The organism is Deltaproteobacteria bacterium, from assembly GCA_020845775.1.
Lineage (GTDB): Bacteria > Bdellovibrionota_C > UBA2361 > SZUA-149 > JADLFC01 > JADLFC01.
The window spans coordinates 11,752-32,532 of record JADLFC010000036.1 but is presented as its reverse complement, the minus strand read 5'-3'; the positions used below and the strand labels follow the sequence as shown (position 1 = coordinate 32,532).

Here is a 20,781-nt window from a genome sequence, read left to right as displayed (position 1 = left end):
TATAGCATTTACAAAAAGGATTTTTGTAAATGCTATAAACAGCAAGTGCGTAAGCACTTGCCAATAAACAACAAATACCGTTTCCAAAAAGTAAAATATTTAACTTACTTTTTGGAAACGGTATAGCAACCAAAACTATGTATGCGCCTAAGAGATCGGACGTAGAGCGTTTTGATCGACAGTAGCAATTGCTAGTAGAACGGTCTAGATTTATTTGGAGATGTGGATGTCTAGTAATTCACTTATTATAGTAGAGTCTCCCACAAAGGCTCGTACGATAGTTAAATTTCTTGGTAAAGGTTTTGTTGTTAAGGCCTCAAATGGTCATATTCGCGACCTGCCAAACAATGCGTCTGAAATTCCCCCTACCCTAAAAAAAGAACCATGGGCACGTTTAGGCATAAATGTGGATGCCAATTTCGAAGCCATTTACGTTGTGCCAAAATCCAAGAAGCAAAATGTTAAAGATTTAAAAGATGCCCTGAAGAACGCCCAAGTCGTATTCCTAGCAACTGACGAAGACCGAGAGGGCGAATCTATTAGCTGGCACCTCGTCCAGACACTAAAGCCCAAAGTCCCGATTAAGAGACTCGTGTTTCATGAAATAACAAAGGAAGCGATTCAGCAGGCGCTCAATTCGCCCAGAGATATAGATGAAAATTTAGTACGAGCACAGGAAACTAGGCGAATTATAGATCGGCTCTTTGGTTATGAGGTAAGCCCATTGCTGTGGAAAAAAATCGCCTCAAAACTAAGCGCAGGCCGAGTCCAGAGCGTAACGATTCGCTTGCTGGTCGAGCGAGAAAACGAGCGCATGAAGTTTCGCATGGCGAGCTTCTGGGGAATTAAGGCCGAATTTGCAAAACCTTCTACCGGCGAAACGTTCCAGGCGCAACTTACCCATATTAAGGACAAACGCGTAGCTACAGGAAAGGATTTTGATCCAAACACGGGGCAACTCCTAAAAGCTGATAGCATCATTGCACTCGATATCAATGCAGCCCGCGAGCTCGTAGAATCGATTAAGACAGCATCGGCAGTTATATCAAGCGTTGAGGAGAAACCCTATACTACCAAACCTCAACCCCCATTTGTAACAAGCACGCTACAACAAGAGGCAAACCGAAAATTTCGCCTCTCTGCGAAAGCAACTATGGGGATCGCGCAACGTCTGTACGAAAACGGTTTTATCACTTACATGCGTACAGATTCTACTACTTTATCGGAAGAAGCCTTGGGTGCTAGCCGCGCCCTCATTAAAGAGCATTACGGCAATGATTACCTTCCCCCTGCTCCACGAGTCTATAAGACGCAGGTTAAGAATGCTCAGGAGGCGCACGAAGCCATTCGTCCAGCGGGTGCCAACTTTGCAAGCCAAGATCAAGTTGGGAAAGAACTGGGCGAGGAAGCGGCAAAACTTTACGATCTCATCTGGAAAAGGACTGTTGCGAGTCAGATGACTGATGCGTATGGCAAACACATAGGCGTTAGCATAGAATGCAATGGGTTAACATTTCGGGCGTCTGGTAAGACAATAGAGTTTCCTGGTTTCCTGCGTGCATACGTCGAAGGCTCAGACGATCCAGATGCAAAACTTGCAGATCAAGAAAAACTCCTTCCCGTTCTTAACAAGGGCGAACATCTAGACAAGAGAAAGATTGACTCTACCGAGCATCACACTCAGCCGCCAGCCCGTTATACTGAAGGGACTCTAATTAAGGAACTTGAGAGAAGAGGAATTGGAAGACCGAGCACATGGGCTTCCATCGTCGATGTCATTTTGTCTCGTTCCTATGCAGTAAGACGCCAAACTGCCTTGGTTCCAACGTTTACGGCTATGGCCGTAGTGAACCTGTTAGAAAAACACTTTACCCATTTGCTGGATTACGAATTTACAGCGCGTTTAGAAGATGACCTCGATGCCATTTCCCGCGGCGAAGCTGAAAACATTCGCTATCTAAGTGATTTTTATTTTGGCAATTCGCATTTCGGATTAAAAACGCTAGTAGAGCAAGGCGAGAAATCAATCGATCCGCGCGATGTCTGCGGAATCCCAATATCTTCTAACGACGGCACACCTAGCGCGAATCTCGAAGTAAGAATTGGTCGCTGGGGCCCATTCCTAACAGATGGAACGCGCAGGGCCGGCTTGCCAGAAGATATCGCACCAGACGAATTGACGCCGGACAAAGCTGCTGAAATATTGGCACAGTCTGTACAAGAAGCAGAATCCTTAGGCAATGACCCTCAAACAAATGAACCAGTGTTTTTGAAAAACGGCCGATTTGGCCCCTATGTTCAACTTGGCGAACAAATTAAGGGCGGCCCAAAGCCTAAAATGGCTTCATTGCTCGCCGGCATGAAGCCAGAGGAAATTACGCTAGATACCGCTCTTAAGCTGTTATCGCTGCCGAGAACTCTTGGAGAGAACCCAGGCACCAAGGAACCTATTCTTGCAGCAAGCGGCCGCTACGGCCCATATATCAAGTGCGGAACAGAGACGCGCTCTATACCTACAGATCTTGCCACCCCAATTGATATCACTTATGATCAAGCCCTAGAGCTCCTTAGTCAACCTAAGAAGGGTCGCTCTAGTAGAGGAGCAAAGGTGCTTAGAGAGCTCGGTGAAAATCCACTTACCAAAGCTCCGATAGTTTTAAAAAGCGGCATTTACGGGCCTTACGTTACCGATGGCACGACGAATGCATCGCTTGCTAAAAGCATGAACGTAGATGAGCTTACCTTGGAGCAGGCATTGGAGCTAATTGAAGCACGGGTTTCAAATGAAGGCGAAACTAAGGGAAAGCCTAAGAAGGCAGCGACTACGCGAAAAAAGACAAAGTCAGATAAAGATAAATAAGAAGGAATAGGTAATTAGTAATATGCAGTCTAGCAAGACAGAAGATCCCTGCGCAGATTTTGGTGCAATACAGCGAAATGCGGTCATTTGGTTTATAGCGTGCATAGCTATAGGTATATTCATTTGTGTAAAATGCGCCAACATAGATAGCTGGATGTATCACAGTAACGCTGAAACATTGGACTACTCGGCGTATCGCGAAAATCGCTTAGCCACATTCACATTACCTAGCGAAGCAACGGATAAACGCACCGCGCAGAGCATTGCATCTGTCACTAGGCGTCTAAAAAAGGATAATTGAGAAGAAAAGTAATTAGCTCGAACCATCTTGAGCTGCGGCATGGCATTTGACGTTCCACAAAATTATTCACTCATATATTCGCGCCAACAAATCAGTACGCGCATCGTTCGACTTGGGGCTGAGATTACCACCTGGGCTAAGGATGTAGAAAATAACTCGACTCGACAGGCGCTTGCCGTTTGCATATTGCGAGGCGGTGCTTTTTTCTTTGCCGACCTCTTGCGAGCAGTGGAAACCAGCGTAGAAATAGCATTTTGCAGAGCCTGGTCATATTGCTCTGAAAGCAACGTGCAACAGGCAAATACTATTCGCACATACATAGAGGATATAGATGCTACCGAGCGCGATGTTCTAGTTGTTGATGATATATGCGATACCGGAGCAACCTTGCACAAGATTCAAAGCGATTTACTCGCCCTTGGCGCAAGTAGCGTAAAAACGGCTGTCTTAATCCACAGAAAGGCAGCCAACAATACTTTCGTACCTAACTGGGTAGCTATGCCTCATGCTGGGCAGGAGTGGTTCGTTGGATATGGAATGGAAGACCGAAACCGGTTTTCCAATCTCCCCGATTTATACGTCATCTCTAATTCCGCGCAGAGTAAAGCTCGTCCCTAAATTAAGCGTCGCCTACGCGAGTGCACTGATATACCGTTTCCAAAAAGTAAGTTAAATATTTTACTTTTTGGAAACGGTATTTGTTGTTTATTGGCAAGTGGTTACGCACTTGCTGTTTATACCATTTACAAAAATCCTTTTTGCAAATGGTATAATCACGACACTCTCTTTAAAAATGGCATGTTGTCAACAACTCGCGATGACTTAATCTTCCTCTCTGCAGACTGCGCGCCTTCGCGACTTTTAAAAGGCCCCACCAATACTCTATAATACCTCGTCCCCTTAACTGTAGCTTGCTCGACCGTGGTACTTAAACCTAAGTTCCCAACTCGCTTACTAAGTCCCATAGCCTCAGCGTCACTAGTCTTTGCCGCAACTTGGACATACCACCCCGACGCAAGCGGCTTATTTGACAGAGCTTTAGTGCTTTGAACCGCCCTAGAAGTAGGTTCTTTTCTAACCTCCTTCTTGACCACCAAGTTAGACTTTTCCACATTCTTCGGTGGCACAGATGTTAGCGGAGAGCTTGACTTTATGTCCCCTAACCTTGCTCGCGGCGCGTCCTTTATGGATATGCTTGAAAAAGTTTCCTTGCTCTTTTCAGCAGCTAGCTCAATTTTCTTTGCCTCAGCATTTAACTGAGTGGTAATCGGCCTCTTTTGAGGCGGATTTAGCGCTTCTCTGTTTAAAAGGCGATTGTCGATAGCTTTGCCATCCGAAGTAGCTTGCAAAGTGGCGTCAGTGCCTGCCTTCACGACATCAGAAGCAAGCTTTTGGCCAAACCCGACATCTGCCTCTAATTTCTGCACAGCCTCACTTACCGGAGAAACTCCAGTGACGTTTAGCCGATCACTGGGTGCATTGGCGATGCCCCCAGCATCATCAGTAGCCGACGAAGTGCCTTCAGCAGCATTCTCTAAGCTAGCAAGGAGTATGCCGCTATCGGCTTGGCTACCCTTTCCTTGCGCAACGACTGACGCACCACTCCTATCCGCATCGTTAGAGTGCACAGGGAAACGCATGCCAACCGAAGCGTCACCTTCAAGTGCCAGTTGAATTCCCCTTTCGCGCCCCGCAAAAAGGCCAAAAAGAAACACCGCTACCATGGAACCAGCGATAACAGCCCAAAAAATAGAAACTTGCCCCAATGTAAGGCGAATTTCTCTCCTTTGAGTTCTCTCCGACTGCCTACTGCTGGAGCTGCGGCTCCTATTGCCAGACTCTCCCCCTACATATGAAGCCATAACAGTCACCTCTAAAAATTATAACTGAAGCGAACAGAACACATTACACGCAGTTATTCCATTTACAAAAAGCATTTTTGTAAATGGAATAACCAGCAAGCACGTAAGTGCTTGCCAGCAAACAACAAACACCGTTCCTAAAAAGTAAAATATTTAACTTACTCTTTAGGAACGGTATAGAATTTATGACGAGCAGCGACCGCAGCGCAAGACAAAAAATAATATGTTTGCAAAACGCAGAGCTAGCCTAATCGGCTTTTCTTATATAAAAATCGCCGAAGGCAACCAAAGGCACCCGCCGCAAAAACGCTAGCTGCGAAAGCAGAAAAGCAGCGCCAAATGCCAGCGAAATAGCTATATCTCTCAGGCCTATAGGAATGTCCGTAGGAAATAATGTAGGGACAAAGAGAACGTATTGCTGAAGCCACAGGCCAACAATAACTATCAAACCCGTAGCCATGAGCAAGCTAGGCATTTGCTTTACATCTCGGCTTAATCCCAACAAGAAAGGCACGATAAAAGCAGATCCAAAAACCATCCACGCCAAACCGTGCCACGGCTGCTCTCTAAGTCTAACGATTACCCAAGCCGTCTCCTCTGGCATATTTCCATACCAGATTGGCAAATAATGGCTCCAAAAAAGATAGGCCCAAAATATTCCAAAACCAAACAGCAGTTTGCCAACATCATGCAAACAGCGCCTATCGATTTTCTTTCTATAAAGCGGATGCCATTCTCGCGCGAGAGCAATTACTACAGAAATCCAAGCAAACGCCAAATAAACGCCTGTCATAAACAAAAAGGCGCCGTACAAAGTAGAATACCAGTGAGGGTCGACCGACATCATGAGATCGAATGCCAGCATAGACATAATTACTGCATAACATATAACTACAACAGGGGAATATCGGCCGCGCTTGTGCATCGCCCTCGCAATCTCGTCGCGAACGTCCAACGCACCCGCAGAAAACTTAGCGTAATTATCAAAGCGCTTGTCCAACCATCGTTTAGCACGAGAGTCATCGAGTTTTACAATTCCACCCCTAATCGCTAGAAAATCCGCTCGCAACGAATAGTAAATGACTCGGCACAATAGAAACAGCAATATAGAAGCGCCTATGATATCGCGTATGAATAAGAACTTAGACTCTAGCCATAGTTCCTTGCCATGAACTGGCTCTGTAGCCCATACGAAAAGCTGCTCGTGACCAAAATACAATACTAGCAATAGCAAGATGCCGATTGGCAAAAACACAACACATGACTGAAACAGGCGCTCAACAGGCCTCGCCCACTGGGCATTGCAAATGCTAAACACCGCAGAAAAACCAGCTCCGGCGGCAGACAGAAATATCCAAAAAACTAAATTGAGATGAAATGAAATCCACGCAAGCCTAGAGTTCTCCCCATTAATGCCCAAAACAAAAACTGCAATTCCCATTGCTACGAGAAGCCACAAAAATAGCTTTAGCTTCTTCGAGACTTCTAGCGGCCCCGCCTCTAATATGCCAGGAACATCCTCTATGGTGACGCTAGACAGCGAGTGCGACATATAACCCCCTACTCCTTCTTATCCTCTAAAGTCCTAGGTATTCCACTTAACTCCCTACCTTGAAGAAATCTAAGGTAATTTACCAGATCCCATCGTTCCTCCTCGGAAAACTTAAATCCATAGCGCGGCATCCCAGCTTGCCCATTGGTAATTACCGCAAAAGCACGCCCATCTTCCCTGCCCTTATAAAAATCTGTTAAGAGCGACACCACATTTATGACTTTGCCCACAGACGTGTTCCCATCGCCTTGACTTCCATGACAAACGGCGCAATTAGCACTCCACAGCCGCCTACCGCGCCAAACAGAATTTGCAGAAAACTCAGTCGGGTTCTTTAACTGCGTAGCGGCTTCGTCGGAGGTCATAGTAAATGGCTTATACCCAATTGGCACAGATCCCTTTACAGGCGAACGAGTTAATTCGTTCGCCTTGTATGACTGAAGCTTGTTCATGTCTGTATCCCAAGGAAACGCCATAGCTAAGGAGGCCAATGCTGCAATGCAAAAAAGAATTCCGACGAAACACAAAAGATACCTAACGCAATGTTTTCTACCTAACATACTGCACCTCCACCTCGCTCGCTCCACAATCTTTAAAATATTTCCTAATATCCTCGGCATGCTCCTTTGCTACCCGCACCGTCAGTCCAAAAGTGCTCTCGCTAAAGCTGGGCCTATACCCCGGAGTCGAGAATATCTTTGGTATCCCTGAGAATACGAGCATTCCCAAAAGAGTAAAAATTGCACCGAGCAAAATCATGCACTCAAAACTAACTATAAAAAAAGCCGGAATCGAAATAATAGGCTTCGCACTAGTTCTCAGTGGCCAGTCCATAGACATCCATATCGTCATCAAAAAGCCGCCTAGCAAACCACTTACGCCACCCAAAAGCGTCATCCGCCTAACTGGGCTTCTCGGCTTAAACTTGTAGAGTTCATCTTCTAGATCGTGGTTAGGAACCGGAGAAAACAATTCACAATCGCCAAGACCTAATTCGCGCAACTTAATTATTGCCGACTTGACGTCATCGACAAACTCGAAGTGACCTATTACCAAATTATCAGCCATGTTGAAAAATTAACCCAATAGTTTCAAAACTAATGATGAGCTCGCATTGGCGCCTCAGCAATCTCCTTAATCTCCGTAAGCGCCATACAGGGCAAGGTTTTAATGAACAACAATATCCACGTAAAAAACCACCCAAAAGATCCCAGTGTTATCCCCACATCGTACCAAGAAAAATTATAATCGCCCCAAGCAGCTGGCAAAAATTCGCGAGCTAGCGACATAAATACGATATTAAACCGCTCAAGCCACATGCCAATATTAATAACTATGGAGATACAAAAAAGCCACTTAAGATTGGTTCTAAGCCTCTTAACCCACAAGCTAAGTGGCGCTATGCAGTTGCAGAAAACCATACCCCAGAAGACGAAGTTGTAATCGCCAAAAGCTCTAAACCAGAACTGATATCTTTCAAAAATATTATTGCTATACCACGCTATAAAAAACTCCGTCGCATACGCATAACCGACAATTCCCGACGTAAACATTATCAGTTGAGCCATCTTTTCATAATGCCAAGTCGTCAAATAAGCTTCCAAATTAAACGCCTTTCGAAGAGGTATTGTGATTGTCATAACCATCGCCAGGCCTGAAAATATGGCCCCTGAAACGAAGTAAGGAGGAAAAATCGTCGTGTGCCATCCAGGAACATTGCCAACGGCAAAATCCCATGACACAACTGAATGGACAGACAGTACCAGCGGAGTGGCCAAGGCGGCAAAGAAACCATAAGCCGCCGTATAGTGACGCCATTGCCGATCGCTACCCTTCCAACCAAGAGCAAGGACAGTATAGGCAAACTTACTAAATCCTTTCGCTTTGTCGCGCGCCGCGGCTATGTCGGGAATAAGTCCAATGCAAAAGAACAAGAAACTAACCGTTAAATATGTGCTAACCGCAAACACGTCCCACAACAATGGTGAACGAAAGTTGACCCATAAATATCGCTGATTGGGATAGGGGAAAAGCCAGTAAAAATTCCAAGGACGCCCAAGATGAATGATGGGAAATAACCCAGCAGTAAATACTGCAAATACCGTCATTGCCTCAGCAATGCGGTAAATGGGCATACGCCACTTAGCGCGAAACAAAAATAGCACTGCCGAAATCAGGGTTCCGGAATGCGCTATACCTACCCAAAAAACGAAATCCGTAATAAATACTCCCCACATGATAGGATGCGAAATGCCCGAAACACCTAAACCCTCAATGAGCATCGATCCCCAAGTATAGGCACCGAGTAACAAAACTGAAAAAGCCAGCGCTAAAAGCCCGTACCATGAAGCCCCCGGTGCCTTAAGCGTAGCCAACAAATCCGAGTTAATTCGCTTATAAGTCAAATTTGCAGCAGAAGCAGACATTAAATAACTATCCTCGTTGAACTCATTCTACCGTTTGCAGTTACGTTCGCTTTAAGTATCATTTTCAATCCTAGCTAAGTAGCTAATAGCAGGTTGGGTATTTAAATGATGCTCTAAAACTTTATACGCGCGCCCATCCTGAGACGCATGAAAAACATTGCTCTTTTCGTCCAACAAATTGCCAAAAGTAATTGCCTTTGTGGGACAGCTCGACGCACAGGCTGGCATAACATCGCCATCGCCTACAGGCTGCCCAGCATTCTTCGCGTTATTCTGCGCTTCTTTAATTCTCTGGATGCAAAATGTGCACTTCTCCATCACCCCTACCTCGCGCACCGTGACATCTGGATTTAATTGCCAGGTAAGAGGCTCAGGCCAATTGTATTTAAACCAATTAAAGCGCCGCACCTTATAGCTGCAGTTGTTGGAGCAATAACGCGTCCCCACACAACGGTTATATACCATTACATTTAAGCCTTCTTCGTTGTGATATGTTGCATAAACCGGGCAAACTGGTTCGCAAGGCGCGTTGTTGCAATGCTGACACATCATCGGCAAAAAGCCTACGGGCCTCGAATCGCTGCCATCTAAATATCGCTCAATGCGAATCCAAGACTGTTCTCGACCCTCTAAGCAAAGCTCTCTGCCAACTACCGGTATATTGTTCTCTGCATAACAAGCTACCACACAGGCAGAGCATCCAGTGCAGGAAGCCAAATCCACAGCCATCCCCCAGCGGTACATGGGGTGCTCCATCTGTCTATACATCTGCGGAGTATCATGGCCATTTTCGTGCCCCTCTCCTCCGTGCTTATCACCTCCACCATGCGCATGAGAAACTTTCTTTAAAGCACTCAACTTAACGGACTGAACGATCCCCCGGCCCATTTGATAATCGTGACCTTGGGTAAGTAACAGCTCTTCTTTCCAGGACGTCCTAAATATCTCTGCTCCAGTTGCTACAAACCCGAAAGTAGCATCCTCCGGTTTGCCCCCCATAAGGCTTAAGACATTCTCTCCAACGCCCATCGCGTAACGACCATAGGCTTCATGACCTTGTCCGATGGGTAGCGCCACAACATTGGGATGAACGTTCTTAGTGGGATAAACCGGCACACTTACCGACGCCTTGTTTGCGCGCACCTCGACCACATCCCCTTCGCTTATATTAAATTGCTTCATTGTGTCGGGATGTATCTCGGCCCAAGATCCCCACACAGCCGTCGTAGTTGGATTAGGCAGTTCCTGCAACCAGGGCTTGTTAGCCGACGATCCATCCAGCGAATTAACCGATGGAAACGCTAAAACCGATAAGCCTTTTACGCCACTTGGTACACTTGCATTAGACTTTTGCTCAAATGCAGTTTGCACTACTCCAACCTCTGACATCCCCTCTATTCTGTTCGACCAATCCCCACCCTGCTCCAAAAACTTTAACCACTGTGCCTCAAAATCACTAACGCCCGCACTAGCCAATCGACTCTTCCAGTTCTCACGAACGTAGTCATAGAAACTCGAAACTTTGCCGAGCTCGAGTCCCACTTGGGCAGCCAACGAGATAAAAGTATCTCCTAAGCCCTGCGTCTTATAAAGTGGCTGCATTGACGGCTGGTTTAGGTTGTAGATCCCTGAATAAGGCTCCGAGTCACTCCACGATTCGAAATTCGTGCTACACGGAAGTATTAAATTTGCCCTTGAGGAAGTTTCGTCCAAATGAGTAGCGATGCTAACCACAGTTTCGACATTGGCAAGCGCATCATGAAAACCGCTAGACCTAGGCAAGCTATAGTAGGGATTCACTTGCGCGACTATTAACATTGAAACGGACTTTTTCTTTGAGTCCGCCATCAAGTCAATCAACTCTTGCATAGCAGCGTGAGTGGTCTTGTCTCTATTGCCCTTCGCCTTCTCCACTTTCACACTGCGACCAACATTGCCGAGCAGGCAATTGATAATGTTCGACAGCACAACGGCGCTCACGCCATTGGCACCACTTGCCGTAACACCACCTGCAACTACTAAAGAACTCTTTGCCCGCACAAGCCGCTTCGCTAAAGCATTTAGCTCGCCATTCGGGATGCCCGCTTTCCTCTCAACCTCCCCGACGTCAATACCCTGAACCATTTGCTTTGCGTTTGCCTCGTAACGCGAAAATGCCGGGGCACTTTCTAGGCCATTTAAGAACAATGATTTAAGCAACCCTCGAAGCAAGTCTGTCTCGGAGCCAACACTAGTCATGACCCATTTATCGGCATTAGCCGCAGTAAGCGATAGCCTCGGTTCAAAATGAACCACATAGCTCATCTGGCGCTTGTCGTTATGAGTTCGACGACTAGCCCATTGTCTGGAATATTCGACAGGAGAAATCCAAGTCTCTAAATAATCTGCTCCAAAGCCCACTACGACGTCTGCTTCAGAAAAATCATAGCGAACGCCGTACCCGGTTCCAAAAGTGCGGCGAGCTGCCTCTTCGACTGCATCACTGCCGAGCAATTCAAACTCGACGTGTCGCGCATTTCCGACCTTGGCTGTAAATTCAGAAATTAATTTGGATACACTTCCAGAAATTTTTGGGGTTAAAATAACAAGTTCTTTGCCAGCTGGGCGCGATTTTATTTTCGCACTTACTTGGCCAATGGCCTCTTTCCAAGAAACAGCACCAAAGAAGCCATCCTGAGCACGCCTAAGCGGTTCTTTAATGCGATCTGGATCGTAAACCGCCTGCAAGGAGGCCTGCCCCCTAGCGCACAGGCCACCTAAGTTTATTGGGTGTATCGGATTGCCTTCAACCTTTACAACTCTTCCCTCGCGGTTTCGAACTATTATGCCGCAGCTCGCACTGCACTCTCCACAAGTAGCAGAATACCAACTAGCAACCCCTGGCACTATTTCGTCTGGCTGATTTACAAATGGAACGATCTTTTCAATCGGGCGTTGCGTGCAGCCTACAGCCGCCACCCCACCAGTAGCCCCAACTACCTTTAGAAAGTCCCGCCTTGTATAAAACTTAGAATTCTTCGCCACTTGCAACCATCTATAATAAAATAAATAATGAACTAAAACTTAATTTTCCGCCCCGCCTGCTAACAATTTTCAATAATGGCAAACCGCACAGTCAAGACTTGCCCCGTATTCTCTGTGACAACTGACGCAAAAACCCATTTTTAGCGACGAAACCATTTCCACCTGATCCATGAGCTGAACCTGCCCATGGCAGTTTTGGCAACCGACGCCGCCCTTAACGTGTCTTTCGTGATTAAACACAACATGCTCCGGAAGATGATTTACAGGCTCCCAAGAAATGGGCTCCTTGACCTCGTAGCTCTTTTTCAGTGCCTGAATGTCCGGCAACTCTGGTCTAACGGTGTTATGACAACCCATACAAAGCTCCAGCGAGGGGACTGTGGCAAACGAGGATTTATGAACACCGGAATGGCAATATTGACATTCCATTTTGTTAACTTCAACGTGTGTCTTGTGACTAAATTTTACCGGCTGTTGGGGCCGATACCCCCTGGCGTACTGCAAGAAAACATCGAAGATTGGGACATCGGAAAACACCGCCTTGCCTTCCTTCCACAAACCAGCCTTTATATTTGGAACATCCAAACTTTGACTAGCGTCCGGTGCTGCAGCAATTGAGCCGCAAACAAGGCTAAGAACAGCGACAAAAAAAACAACTGCCCCTAAGCATTTTTTTCGTCCACTACCACTTCGTCGATTCAAATCTCCTCTCTCCCCATGATGTTATAACGACTAGACTATTTGTTGCCGCACTACTCTCACTCAGTCACTGGCGCACTTAATGTATTCGCGCTGCGATATTGACACCATTTGCATCTGGCACTACTACTGTATTGGCCTTAAATTTTGTTTCCAAACTACGCGAACCAAAGAAAACCTATTTTCTTTTTGCTTACAACACAATAGGGGAAATTGAGCAGTTTGGTATTCAAAGTTTAAATAGTTAACACAAACGGGCAAAACCCAACATCGTGAAAGAATCGTTCGCTCACATACCAAACTCAGAGGTTTAAACACAAGAGCCAATACGCATTTTTTAGCTTAATATGAAAGATCCTATCGAAAGTTTTAAGCGCCTTTTATCGGCAAGTATCTCCAGCGCTTCCGGGCTAGATCAAGACTATATTAGTGTAAAATTAGAGATTACTCGCGATCCTAAATTTGGTGACCTGGCATTCCCCTGTTTCGAGCTGTCTAAACTCTGGAAAAAATCGCCTAATAGTTGCGCCGAAAAACTGCTGGGGGAAATTTCCTTGCCCCCCCAGATTGCTCGCGCTGAGGTTGTGGGGGCGTTTTTGAACTTTTTTTTTAGTAAGAGAGCCTTTGCCGAGGAAGTGCTGGCTAACGTTAAGACAGACAAGTCTACAGACGAGCCTCTTAGCGCAGAGGAGGCTCGAAGAATCGTAATAGATTACAGCAGCCCAAACATTGCAAAACCTTTCCACGTAGGCCATCTGCGCACTACGCTAATTGGCAATTGTTTGGACAAAGTATATCGGCATCTACGTTATAAGGTGACAAGCATCAATCATTTAGGGGATTGGGGAACTCAGTTTGGCTTCGTATGGGCGGGATGTAAACTTTGGGGAAAACCGGAGGCGGCAACCGTTAGCGCGCTGGTCGATCTATATCGCAAGGCAACCGCCTTAAAGGAAAAGCAAGAAGTAGATCCAAGTCTCATAACTTCACCCGAGTCGGATATAAACAGCATTGCGCGCTCTTACTTCGTAGATCTGGAAAACGGCGCCGATTATGCTGTGACTTTTTGGCAGTGGTGTTTAGACCTCTCCTTAAAATATTTCAAGGAAACTTACGAAAAATTAGGCGTTCACTTTGACTACTATACGGGCGAGTCTTTCTATTCCTCCCACCTCGACTCTGTAAAACAAAGTTTGGAAAAAGCTGGCATATTGCAGCGCTCAAAAGATGCCTGGGGCGTGGATTTGGGGGAAGAGCTGGGTTTTGCCCGGATTCTTACTCCGGATGGGCGCTCGCTCTATCTTACGAGAGATATTGCCTGTGCTGAATATAGAAACGCCACTTTCAAATTCGACAAGGCTCTTTACGTAGTAGGCGCACCACAGGAGCTTCACTTTAGGCAGCTTAAAGCTATCCTTAAGCTCCTCGGGAGAGATTATGCGGATAAGATTGAGCACGTCTCTTTTGGTCACGTAAAGGGAATGAAGACGCGAGGTGAAGGGGGCGCTATAGAACTTAATGACCTTCTCGATGAAGCGAAGGAACGCGCCTTAGATGCATACAAGACGCAAGTAGCCAAGCGCCCGGAGGATTTAGACGAAGAAGTTGTAGCGACTGCGGTCGCTCTTGGGGCAATAGTATTTAGCAACCTGTCGCGCAGCCGACTTAAAGAAGTTACCTTTAGCTGGGAACATGCGTTGGAGTTTCAAGGCGATACCGGCCCATATATTTTATATGCGTACGCTCGCATTAATGGCATTAAGAAAAAAGCTAAGGAGCACGGCATTTTCACCAGCGCAAGCATCGACACTAATCTAATATGCGATGACTCTGCTTATCAGTTAGTAAAACTAATAGCGGAATTCGACAAAGCAATTAACAGGACCATTGAATTTAGCGAGCCTAGCTATTTAGCGAACTACGCCTTGGAATTGGCGAAGGGCATAGCTAAGAGCTACCTGGATTTAAGAGTAATTGGCGAAGAGGCCGCACTAGCTACCGCAAGACTTTCTCTATTTGAGGCTGCAAGACAGACCCTTGGAACAGCAATTGAGCTACTTGGCATGAGGAAGCTCGAGCAGATGTAGAATGTGTGCCGGTTTTTGGGACATCCACATTGTGCTTTTTAAACCCATGCTCGTTGATGTAGCATCAACGATAAGTAATGCCTTGTATTTTGACGCTTAAACCATCACCTATTTTAGGAGAAAACTCCCGTGTTAGATCTTGAACACAGTCCAGTAAAGTCCTTCTTCTTGGGGCAAATTGTCGAGCAGAACATTTTCCCGTTCCCGAGCAAGAACTCTGAGCAGTCTGAAACTCTGAGAATCGTTCTCGATAGTATAGATAAGTTCATGACTTCTAATGAAAAAGAGTTAGCTGAGTTCGATCGCGACAATAGTTATTCCGACGAGTATTTAGAAAAACTAAAAGAGCTTGGCCTTTTTGGATTAATTATTCCGGAGGAGTACGATGGATTGGGTTTCTCCAATGCAGCTTATTCTCGCGTAATGCAGCAGGTTAGCCGTTATGACGGTGCTACTGCTGTTACAATTGGTGCACACTCCTCGATAGGCATCAAGGGATTACTCCTTTATGGCAATGAGGCACAAAAGAGAAAATATCTGCCGAAGCTTGCTACTGGGGAGTTGATTGGCGCTTTTTGCCTTACCGAAGCAAACGCTGGAAGCGACGCGGCTTCTCTAAGAACGACCGCTACAAAGGACAGTAATGGGAATTGGATCTTAAATGGAGAAAAAATTTGGATTAGCAATTCTCCATTTGCGGGCTTTTTTACCGTCTTTGCTCGCACTAGTAGCGAGGGCGGCAAACTTTCGGCTTTTATCGTAGAGCGCGAGTTTAGTGGGGTAAGCATTGGTAAGAAGGAAGACAAGATGGGAATTCGCGCGTCGGCGACAGCATCAGTGTCTTTCGATAACGTCAAAGTTCCTGCTGAAAATTTATTGGGAGAGGAAGGCAAGGGTTTTAAAATTGCCGTTTCAATCTTAAACAATGGAAGAACGGGTCTAGGCGGTGGTTGCATCGGTGGCATAAAGCGCTGTATCGAGCTCGCTAGCCAGTACTCGTCTGAAAGAAAGCAGTTCGATAAGAGCATTTGCGAGTTTGGCTTAGTAAAAGAAAAGCTAGCAAATATGATGGTCGACTGCTTTGCCACTGAAAGTGTCGTTACAATGACAGCCCACTATATCGATTCAAATATGCAGGACTATTCACTGGAAGCTGCTATTGCAAAGGTATTTGCGTCCGAAGCACTGTGGCGCTCAGCCAATGAGGCCATGCAGATTGCGGGCGGCAACGGCTATATGAAAGAATACCCCTACGAAAAAATTGTCAGAGACTCCCGAATTAATATAATTTTTGAAGGCACTAACGAAATATTGCGACTTTTTATCGCGTTATCGGGAATGCGCGATGCCGGGGAATTTTTAAAAGGCGTTAGCAAGAGTGCAATAAATTTTTTAAACGACCCAATTAAGGGTTTTGGGGTTCTCTCACAATATGCGAGCAAGAAATTTGTTCATTTTACCTCACTCGGACGAGACAAGATAGAATCGATTCACCCTTCATTAAAAGAAGAAGCAGAAATATTTGAGGTTCACACGCTTGAACTCTCCAAAGTTACTGAAAGCTGTCTGCGCAAATACGGCAAGAACATAGTGGAACAGCAGTTCATAATGAAGCGCCTCGCCGACGTTGCGATAGAGCTCTTTGCTGGACTATGCGTTCTAAGCCGTGTCACGAGCATGATAAACGAGAGTTCAGAAGAGAAATGCGAAAAAGAAATCGCCATAGCACGCATTTTCTCCCATCGGGCAAAAATCAATATATCTCAATCACTAAAGGATGCGGAACACAACAAGGATTTTCTTAAAGAAAAACTCGCGGATTTCATATCCACTGAACAGGCCTATCCATGGGATACAATATAGCCATTGCTAAGACTCTTTAAGCGCAAAACTACGCGCCTGTCATTGCTCCTACTGCTGCTGCCCTTACGGACGCAAAGGCGTAAGTAAAGGCGCGTTTCCTGACACGCCCTTAACGTTTCTACTTAGTTCCTGGCTTGCCCGCCACGAAGATTATCGACATTGTGTTGCCTAGGAGCGGAAGTCTTTGTTCTACTGCCGCGACATCGGACATTAGGGTGGCAATCTTATCAAATGTCTGCTCGCCCAAATCGCGATACGAACGCTCACGACCGCGAAAGCGCATCTGAAATTTCACTCGATCGCCCGAAGCTATGAATTTCTTTGCGCTGCGAATCTTAGTTTCTAAATCGTGGTCATCGGTGCTGTAGCGCACTCGAATTTCTTTTATTTGTTGGGAAGCTCCATGTTTTTTAGCTTCGGCTTGTTTTTTTTGCTCGCGATATTTTAGTTTGCCATAATCTAACAGTTTGCAGACAGGCGGTTTTGCTTCCGGCGCGACCTCCACCAAATCCACACCTGCATCAGTAGCCATGCGCAGAGCGGCGTCAGTTCTCAAAACGCCTAACTGCTCGCCTTGAACGCCAATAAGTCTAACCTCGCTGGCCTTTATCTCTTCGTTTATCGCGTGCTTACTTGCACCTTTTGCTGCCTCACCCCGAACGTAGCGATCTCGCATTATATCAGTAACTATCCTCCTAATTTTTTTATAAAATTTCCGTTTTTGGATACTATCTCTCCCATCACTCCCGAATAAAGTCAAAAAATAATTGTGAGGAGTGTTTGTCGATACAGATTTATAGCTGTATCTAATGACTTGGGAAGCCTCATATCAAGGTGTAGTCAATTCGGAGACTTGGGCAAATTTTCAAAATTTGATATAGGAGTCAACTTGATTTCATAGGGAATTGTGATAGGTTTAGAGCTTCCGCAGGTCAGTTTGATAGAGATAGTTACATGAAAGAACAAACAATAAAAAAACACAATAATTACGAAATGTTAAGTGATATAGGAATAAACACATCCGGGGAAGTTTATCTTAACCTAGATGCCGATACGTTAATTCAGCACGCCGTCTCTATGGAAGGTGCTGCGCTTTCGGATACTGGCGCCTTAGTTTGTTTAACTGGGCAACATACCGGGCGGTCGCCAAATGATAAGTTTATAGTAGAAGATGCCAAGACGCGAGACATGGTCGATTGGGGCAAGGTGAACAAACCCATGACACCGGAGCATTTTGCACGCCTCCGTGCCGACCAAGCGGAATACCTGGCCGACAAGAACCTATACGTTGGTTACGCGTATGCGGGCGCTCAAGACGAATATAGAGTTCCAATAAGCGTTATTAACGAGACAGCCTGGGCTAATCTCTTTTGCAAGCAGCTTTTTCGTAGACTTGAGGCAAGCGAGATTGGGCAGCACGCGGCAGAGTTTACGATAGTTCACTCGCCTAACTTTGAAGCAGATCCACAGAAGCATGGCACTAACTCTTCTGCCTTTATCGTGGTCAATTTTTCCGAAGGATTAATTCTTATCGGTGGAACGAACTACGCAGGCGAAATGAAGAAATCTATATTTTCAGTTCTCAACTTTGTTTATCCGCAGCGTGGAGTTCTCCCGATGCACTGCTCGGCAAACATAAGCAAAGTCGATCCATCGCGCACGGCTCTGTTTTTCGGCCTGTCAGGCACTGGCAAAACCACCCTCTCCTCAGATACTACGCGACAACTGATTGGCGATGACGAGCATGGTTGGTCAACCGAAGGCATTTTTAACTTCGAAGGAGGTTGTTATGCCAAGTGCGTGACTTTATCGAAGGAAAATGAGCCTCAGATCTGGAATGCGATAAGACGAGGAGCAATTTTGGAAAACGTGGTTATCGATCCCAAGACCAAGATTCCAGACTACCACGACGTTTCGCTGACTGAAAATACGCGCGCGGCTTACCCAATTGAGCACATAGACGAGGCGATTCTAAAGGGAACTGGAAATCACCCAGAACACATAGTCTTTTTGACATGTGATGCGTTTGGAGTTATGCCCCCAATTTCCAAATTGACGCCTGAGCAGGCAATGTACCACTTTTTGAGCGGGTACACTGCAAAAGTGGCTGGGACAGAGAAAGGAATGGGCAATTCGCCACAGGCAACTTTTAGCACTTGTTTTGGTTCTCCCTTCCTACCACTGAAACCGACCGTTTATGCAGAAATGTTAGGCAGAAGAATTGCGGAACACAATTCTCAGTGTTGGTTAGTAAATACTGGTTGGATTGGTGGAGGTGTTGGAGTTGGCAATCGCATCAGCCTCAAGTACACTCGAGCGATGGTGCAAGCGGCGTTAAATGGAGAGTTAAACGGCGTGGAAGTGGTTATCGACGAAATATTTGGGCTCTCTATTCCTGCAAGCATTCAAAACATACCAGGCAATGTTTTGAGACCATGGGAAATGTGGAAGGATTTAGGCGAGTACAAAAAGGTTGCAATGGACTTGGCAAAGAGGTTTGTCGACAATTTTGCCAGATTCGAAGCTTACATGCCCGAACTGCACAAAGCCGGACCGCGAATTTAATGCGGAAATTTGCTGCGGTCACTCCCTTAAGGGAAGCCCTAGGCGTATCGATTGAGGTATGTCTAGGGCTATACTTTTTTTGCGCTAATTAATTCCTAATCCAGCGCACGTCCACGTATTTTTCATCCTCCGCGTAAGAAATCTGTAGTTCCCCCTTATAGGCTCTGTGAACCGCCTCGCCAATTCTTCTAGCGAGATGCTCGTACGTAGTTCGGACCAATAAACTATCTTGTTTTTCCTCCAAATCGATTATACGCTCCAGCGGATGCTCGCTCTTCTCAACGTTCTCCACATTCGATATTAGATTTCTTATTTCAACTATATGCTCTTTTAAAAACGCACCTTCCAGGAAAACTACTCCACCGGCCATGTTTTCCTGGATCCGCTGACAAGCAGGGCACTTGACTGCCTGGCCCACATGCTTCGCCTCTACTGCGGCCCAACGAAATGAGCCTTTTTCCACTACAGCCTCACAGTCTTCGCAATACGCACCGTCTGTATATTTTTGCCTTGCATGATATGGATCGTGATGGGAATCATAGTACGGATTTTGCAGATATTGCTTTTTTACTTCGCCACGTTGATGTATCGGTCGACTTTCGCCCATATGTCGCTTACACTCCTTTTAGTAAACAATTGAAATTCATGAATAACCTATTAAAACATGTCCCTACCACCTTTATTCCAATGCCATTAGAAGTTTATATATGTTAACAAAAAGAAACAAGGGCAGCTGAACCTTGTCAAGGAATTGAATTTCGGTGCATAACGTGGCAAATCCAAATGAACTAAATTCAATAATTAAACCGCAGTCTAACCTGCCCGTTGGTTCTTTATGTCTTCTTGTTCCAAGTCAAGCAAACTATCGATATTTAGAGAGGTTATTGCAGAATAGCGGCCAAAAACCGCCAATGCTTACAAAACGGCTACTAGCTGGCTCGGTTGCGTTGCAGACCTTTGCAGACACTTCACTTGTTGGCCCATTAGTAGGAGCACCACAGGCTGGCATAATTTGTGAGTCCCTAATAAGTTCTGGCGCCCGAAAAATTATTTTACTAAGCGCTGCGGCTCTGCTTATGTCAGAGCGATCATTACCTAAAATTGGCGATATCGTCTTTCCAGATAGCGCCATAGGAGAAGACGGAACATCGAGGGCTTATGGCGCGCCCCCAATTCAGGAGTTCGTTTCGAGTCCACTTCAGACTAAACTAGAAAATACGGTTAAAGCGAAAATTGAGAGCGGCGCTGCGAAACTTTCCTGTCATAGGGGTCGCGTTTGGACTACTGATACGCCGTATTTGGAGACTCCAGATAAGATTAGCTACTATCGTGAACAGGGTGCGGCCATAGTAGATATGGAGTTTGCGGCGATTAATTTTTTGAGCCAGCGCTACGGCGTAATGCTAGCAGCAGCATTCGTCGTCTCGGACTTGTTAGGTTCGCAGTGGACATGTGGATTTAGAACCAAGGCATATAGGCTTGGGACGAGGACTCTCCTTAGCGCGGTTGAGATCGTCTGAGAATTAAGTGCTGAGCACGACG

At 45.9% G+C, this 20,781-nt stretch carries 16 protein-coding genes; 7 read left to right on the top strand and 9 right to left on the bottom strand.

The features are described 5' to 3' along the window. Positions 1-226 precede the first annotated feature (226 nt). Genes topA through IT291_02555 form a run of 3 tightly spaced genes read left to right on the top strand, consistent with a single transcriptional unit; the run spans position 227 to position 3,779 of the window. Positions 227-2,860: a type I DNA topoisomerase gene (gene topA, locus IT291_02565; protein MCC6220102.1), complete on the top strand. Its 2,634-nt coding sequence runs from the start codon at positions 227-229 to the stop codon at positions 2,858-2,860. 22 nt (positions 2,861-2,882) lie between these two features. Next, positions 2,883-3,161 carry a hypothetical protein gene (locus tag IT291_02560; GenBank protein ID MCC6220101.1) on the top strand — a complete coding sequence of 93 codons (279 nt, stop codon included), beginning with the start codon at positions 2,883-2,885 and terminating at the stop codon, positions 3,159-3,161. Between the two features lie 39 nt (positions 3,162-3,200). Beyond that, complete coding sequence (locus IT291_02555; GenBank protein ID MCC6220100.1) at positions 3,201-3,779, top strand: phosphoribosyltransferase; 579 nt, start codon at positions 3,201-3,203, stop codon at positions 3,777-3,779. 155 nt (positions 3,780-3,934) lie between these two features. Here the strand turns inward: IT291_02555 and IT291_02550 are convergent, their stop codons facing one another. The 7 genes from IT291_02550 to IT291_02520 all read right to left on the bottom strand — a co-directional run bounded on the left by IT291_02550 (position 3,935) and on the right by IT291_02520 (position 12,727). After that, complete coding sequence (locus IT291_02550; protein ID MCC6220099.1) at positions 3,935-5,023, bottom strand: SPOR domain-containing protein; 1,089 nt, start codon at positions 5,021-5,023, stop codon at positions 3,935-3,937. Between the two features lie 247 nt (positions 5,024-5,270). After that, a complete protein-coding gene (locus IT291_02545; GenBank protein ID MCC6220098.1) occupies positions 5,271-6,575 on the bottom strand; it encodes a hypothetical protein in 1,305 nt (434 codons plus the stop codon). A gap of 8 nt (positions 6,576-6,583) precedes the next feature. Further along, on the bottom strand, positions 6,584-7,135 hold the full coding sequence (locus IT291_02540; GenBank protein MCC6220097.1) for a cytochrome c: 552 nt from the start codon (positions 7,133-7,135) through the stop codon (positions 6,584-6,586). Next, complete coding sequence (locus IT291_02535) at positions 7,125-7,643, bottom strand: DUF3341 domain-containing protein (GenBank protein MCC6220096.1); 519 nt, start codon at positions 7,641-7,643, stop codon at positions 7,125-7,127. Before IT291_02535 ends, IT291_02540 begins: the two co-directional genes overlap by 11 nt. Before the next feature lie 29 nt (positions 7,644-7,672). Further along, positions 7,673-9,001: a polysulfide reductase NrfD gene (gene nrfD, locus IT291_02530; protein MCC6220095.1), complete on the bottom strand. Its 1,329-nt coding sequence runs from the start codon at positions 8,999-9,001 to the stop codon at positions 7,673-7,675. Positions 9,002-9,052: 51 nt separating this feature from the next. Continuing rightward, positions 9,053-12,025, bottom strand: coding sequence for a 4Fe-4S dicluster domain-containing protein (locus tag IT291_02525; protein MCC6220094.1), 2,973 nt, complete (start codon positions 12,023-12,025; stop codon positions 9,053-9,055). Positions 12,026-12,094: 69 nt separating this feature from the next. Further along, positions 12,095-12,727: a cytochrome c3 family protein gene (locus IT291_02520; protein ID MCC6220093.1), complete on the bottom strand. Its 633-nt coding sequence runs from the start codon at positions 12,725-12,727 to the stop codon at positions 12,095-12,097. A 344-nt stretch (positions 12,728-13,071) separates the two neighbouring features. Here IT291_02520 and argS point away from each other — a divergent pair, with 344 nt between their 5' ends. After that, positions 13,072-14,811: an arginine--tRNA ligase gene (argS, locus tag IT291_02515; GenBank protein MCC6220092.1), complete on the top strand. Its 1,740-nt coding sequence runs from the start codon at positions 13,072-13,074 to the stop codon at positions 14,809-14,811. 129 nt (positions 14,812-14,940) lie between these two features. Next, complete coding sequence (locus IT291_02510; protein MCC6220091.1) at positions 14,941-16,674, top strand: acyl-CoA dehydrogenase family protein; 1,734 nt, start codon at positions 14,941-14,943, stop codon at positions 16,672-16,674. A 118-nt stretch (positions 16,675-16,792) separates the two neighbouring features. Here IT291_02510 and IT291_02505 read toward each other — a convergent pair whose 3' ends face one another. Beyond that, positions 16,793-17,350 (bottom strand): translation initiation factor IF-3, encoded by a 558-nt coding sequence (locus tag IT291_02505; protein MCC6220090.1) that lies wholly within the window; start codon positions 17,348-17,350, stop codon positions 16,793-16,795. Between the two features lie 278 nt (positions 17,351-17,628). Between IT291_02505 and pckA the strand changes: the two genes are divergently transcribed. Further along, positions 17,629-19,239 carry a phosphoenolpyruvate carboxykinase (ATP) gene (pckA, locus tag IT291_02500; GenBank protein MCC6220089.1) on the top strand — a complete coding sequence of 537 codons (1,611 nt, stop codon included), beginning with the start codon at positions 17,629-17,631 and terminating at the stop codon, positions 19,237-19,239. An 88-nt stretch (positions 19,240-19,327) separates the two neighbouring features. Here the strand turns inward: pckA and IT291_02495 are convergent, their stop codons facing one another. Then, positions 19,328-19,795 (bottom strand): ATPase, encoded by a 468-nt coding sequence (locus tag IT291_02495; GenBank protein ID MCC6220088.1) that lies wholly within the window; start codon positions 19,793-19,795, stop codon positions 19,328-19,330. Positions 19,796-20,000: 205 nt separating this feature from the next. Between IT291_02495 and IT291_02490 the strand changes: the two genes are divergently transcribed. Continuing rightward, positions 20,001-20,759 carry a hypothetical protein gene (locus IT291_02490; GenBank protein MCC6220087.1) on the top strand — a complete coding sequence of 253 codons (759 nt, stop codon included), beginning with the start codon at positions 20,001-20,003 and terminating at the stop codon, positions 20,757-20,759. The last annotated feature ends 22 nt before the right edge of the window (positions 20,760-20,781 follow it).

What these genes read in the sequence shown, in the direction of transcription:
- topA (MCC6220102.1), top strand. Translation starts at nt 227, where the DNA reads ATGTCTAGTAATTCACTTATTATAGTAGAGTCTCCCACAAAGGCTCGT.
- IT291_02560 (MCC6220101.1), top strand. Translation starts at nt 2,883, where the DNA reads ATGCAGTCTAGCAAGACAGAAGATCCCTGCGCAGATTTTGGTGCAATA.
- IT291_02555 (MCC6220100.1), top strand. Translation starts at nt 3,201, where the DNA reads ATGGCATTTGACGTTCCACAAAATTATTCACTCATATATTCGCGCCAA.
- IT291_02550 (MCC6220099.1), bottom strand. Translation starts at nt 5,023, where the DNA reads ATGGCTTCATATGTAGGGGGAGAGTCTGGCAATAGGAGCCGCAGCTCC.
- IT291_02545 (MCC6220098.1), bottom strand. Translation starts at nt 6,575, where the DNA reads ATGTCGCACTCGCTGTCTAGCGTCACCATAGAGGATGTTCCTGGCATA.
- IT291_02540 (MCC6220097.1), bottom strand. Translation starts at nt 7,135, where the DNA reads ATGTTAGGTAGAAAACATTGCGTTAGGTATCTTTTGTGTTTCGTCGGA.
- IT291_02535 (MCC6220096.1), bottom strand. Translation starts at nt 7,643, where the DNA reads ATGGCTGATAATTTGGTAATAGGTCACTTCGAGTTTGTCGATGACGTC.
- nrfD (MCC6220095.1), bottom strand. Translation starts at nt 9,001, where the DNA reads ATGTCTGCTTCTGCTGCAAATTTGACTTATAAGCGAATTAACTCGGAT.
- argS (MCC6220092.1), top strand. Translation starts at nt 13,072, where the DNA reads ATGAAAGATCCTATCGAAAGTTTTAAGCGCCTTTTATCGGCAAGTATC.
- IT291_02505 (MCC6220090.1), bottom strand. Translation starts at nt 17,350, where the DNA reads ATGCGAGATCGCTACGTTCGGGGTGAGGCAGCAAAAGGTGCAAGTAAG.
- pckA (MCC6220089.1), top strand. Translation starts at nt 17,629, where the DNA reads ATGAAAGAACAAACAATAAAAAAACACAATAATTACGAAATGTTAAGT.